Origin of the sequence: Microbacterium sp. (genome assembly GCF_047606685.1) — a bacterium.
Classification (GTDB): domain Bacteria; phylum Actinomycetota; class Actinomycetes; order Actinomycetales; family Microbacteriaceae; genus Microbacterium.
On the sequence record NZ_JASGEC010000020.1, the window covers coordinates 1 to 2,949 of the forward strand.

3 protein-coding genes are annotated in these 2,949 nt (G+C 72.5%); 1 reads left to right on the forward strand and 2 read right to left on the reverse strand.

What is annotated here, in order from left to right; translation table 11 throughout:
- Positions 1–308: 308 nt before the first annotated feature.
- Positions 309–557 carry a WhiB family transcriptional regulator gene (locus tag QM611_RS02570; RefSeq protein ID WP_415078340.1) on the forward strand — a complete coding sequence of 83 codons (249 nt, stop codon included), beginning with the start codon at positions 309–311 and terminating at the stop codon, positions 555–557.
- Positions 558–602: 45 nt separating this feature from the next.
- On the opposite strand, the gene QM611_RS02575 is transcribed toward QM611_RS02570, so the two are convergent.
- Both QM611_RS02575 and QM611_RS02580 read right to left on the reverse strand, forming a co-directional pair.
- Positions 603–2,096: a sensor histidine kinase gene (locus QM611_RS02575; RefSeq protein ID WP_415078341.1), complete on the reverse strand. Its 1,494-nt coding sequence runs from the start codon at positions 2,094–2,096 to the stop codon at positions 603–605.
- Positions 2,097–2,105: 9 nt separating this feature from the next.
- Positions 2,106–2,949, reverse strand: an 844-nt coding sequence (locus QM611_RS02580) for a MinD/ParA family ATP-binding protein (RefSeq protein ID WP_415078342.1), incomplete at its 5' end; no start/stop codon positions are given.

Consider the following 2,949-nt stretch of genomic DNA (forward strand, 5'->3'; position numbering starts at 1 on the left):
GCCCTCGATCGCGACGAGCGCCGCCGCGGCCACCGCGGCACCCGCGCGCGGCCGCCGCGCCGGCGGCTGCGGGTACTCGTCGCTCATGGGAGATCCTTCATCGGCACTCGGCGAAGACTCAGCAAAATGCGTCGTTCACGCCGTGAAAATGCTTGATTCGCCCACCTGTTCCGTGAAAGCATTGCCGATGGCCATGTGCTCCCACAGCGAAGTGGGGCGAGCGTCTGCTCGCAACTCACACAGGGTACCCGACCCGAGGGGTCGCCCAAGCACTCGCTGACTCACGCAACGCAACAAGGAGCATCACCATGGACTGGCGCGATCGAGCCGCCTGCCTCACTGTCGACCCAGAGCTCTTCTTCCCCGTGGGGAACACCGGGCCGGCGGTCGACCAGATCGAGAAGGCCAAGTCGGTCTGCGCACGCTGCACGGTGACGGAGATCTGCCTCCAGTACGCCCTGGAGACCAGCCAGGACTCGGGCGTGTGGGGGGGCCTGTCCGAAGACGAGCGCCGTGCTCTGAAGCGCCGCGCCGCCCGCGCGCGCCGCGCGTCGTAGCGCCGCGTTTCGTCTCGCCTGCGGCTCGCTCAACGACCGACGGCGCTACGGGGTGAGCGCCGGCTCGATGTAGCGCAGCGGGATCTCGATCGTCACCTCGGTGCCGCTGCCCATGATCGTGTGCCAGTCGATCGTGCCGCCCAGCTCGCCCTGGATGAGCGTGCGCACGATCTGAGTGCCCAGGCCGCGGCCGACCTGGCCCTCTGGCAGCCCGACGCCGGTGTCGCGCACCCGCACCGTCAGATGCTCGTCGCCGCGGTCGGCGATGATCTCGACGTGGCCCTCCTTGCCGTCGAGGCCATGCTCGACCGCGTTGGTGACCAGCTCGGTGAGCGCGAGCGCGAGCGGAGTCGCGTACTCGCTGGGCAGGATGCCGAACGCGCCGCTCGAGTGCGTCTGCGCCCGCGTGTTCGGCGCGGCGGCGACTTCGGCGACCAGCCGCAGCACGCGGTCGAACACCTCGTCGAAGTCGACGTTCTGCGCGAGCCCCTCTGACAGCGTGTCGTGCACCACCGCGATCGCCGACACCCGCCGCATCGCCTGGGTAAGCGCGTCGCGGGCTTCGTCCGAGTGGGTGCGGCGGGCCTGGATGCGCAGCAGCGAGGCCACGGTCTGCAGGTTGTTCTTGACGCGGTGGTGGATCTCGCGGATCGTCGCGTCCTTCGTGATGAGCTCTTGCTCCTGGTGGCGGATCTCGGTCACGTCGCGGCACAGCACGATCGCGCCGATGCGCGCGCCATGGTCGCGCAACGGGATCGCCCGCAGCGACACCGAGACGCCGCGGGCCTCGATGTCGGCGCGCCACGGCGCGCGCCCGCTGACGACGACCGGCATGCTCTCGTCGAACTGGTGCGTGTCGGGAAGGATGCGCGTGGACACCTCCAGCAGCGACTCCCCCTCCAGCTCGTCGTCGAAGCCCATGCGGTTGAACGCGGACAGGGCGTTCGGGCTGGCGAAGGTGACCGTGCCGTCGACGTCGAGGCGGATCAGCCCGTCGGACGCGCGCGGCGCGCCCCGCCGCGGCACCGCCGGCGACTCGGGATCAGGGAACTCCCCCGAGGCGATCATGTGGAACAGGTCGTCGGCGCAGTCGTTGAATGTGATCTGCTGGCGGCTGGGCGTGCGCGACTCGCCGAGGTTCGTGTGCCGCGTCAGAACGCCGACCACGCTGGCGGCGGAGTCGCCGCGCGTCGCACGCACGATCGGAACGGCGCGCACGCGCGTGGGCGTCTCCTCGAACCAGTCGGGAGCCGCGGAATCGACGATGCGGGCGTCGCGGAAGGCGTCGCGCACCTGGGTGCGCCACTGGGGCCGCACGCGGGCGCCGACGATGTCGCGGTAGAACAGCGTCGCCGCCCCGCTCGGCCGCGTGTGGGCGACCGCGATGAACGTGTCCTCGAAGGTCGGCACCCACACGACGATGTCGGCGGACGCGAGGTCGGCGAGCAGCTGCCCGTCGCTGACCAGACGGTGCAGCCACTCGATGTCTGCCTCGTTCGCCTGACCTTGCGCGTAGACAAGATCACTGAGCGTGGACACCGCACAAGCCTATGCGACGGTCGCTTCCCGTCTGCGCCATGAGCGGCGATCTGCGCGCGAGGCCCGCCGGGAGCGGCGGGTGGCGGCGGAGGTGGATGCCTCCGGCTCGCCGCGCGGCAGCGCCGCGGCCACGTCCTCGGCAACGCGGCGCATCGCCAGCGCGAACGGCGAGCGCGGCGCGACTTCTGCGACCGGGCGCGCCGAGAGCATCGCGGCGTCGGCCGACCGCGGGTCCAGCGGCAGGAACGACACCTGCGACACGCCGGCGAAGCGGTCGAGCGTCTGGCGGATCTGGCCGCGCGGGTCGATGCCGAGCGCGCCCGGCCGCAGCTTGTTGGCCAGCACCGTGATCGGCGTGGCGCCCACGATCGCGCGCAGCTCGGCGTGGCCGCGCACGAAGCGCGACGCTCCCAGCGGGTCGGCCGACAGCACCGCGACCACGGCGTCCGCCGCCGCCAACGCGGCCAGCGTTGCGGCGTTGCGGCGCGGCCCGTCGAGGTCGCTGACGATCTCCTCGTCGCGCTCCAGCGCCGCCGCCACGTCGACGACGGTGTGGTCGGCCCAGTCGCGGCACGCGTCCAGGGCAGCCGCGACGCGGGCCTCGGTGAGCTCGGGCCAGCGCGACGGGCGGTTGATGCCGGTCAGCACGCCCACGGTTCCGCCGGCCACTCGCACCGGCGTGCTGATGCGCTCGAGCTCGGCGCGGTCGAGCCCGCCGCGCTCGCTCTGCCGGCACGCGGCGGCAAAGCCCGGTCCCTCGTCGGCCAAGCCCAGCGCGAGCGCGAGCGACGGGGCGTGCGAGTCGGCGTCGACGAGCGCCGCGCGCTGGCCGCCGCGCGCGAGCTCGGCGGCC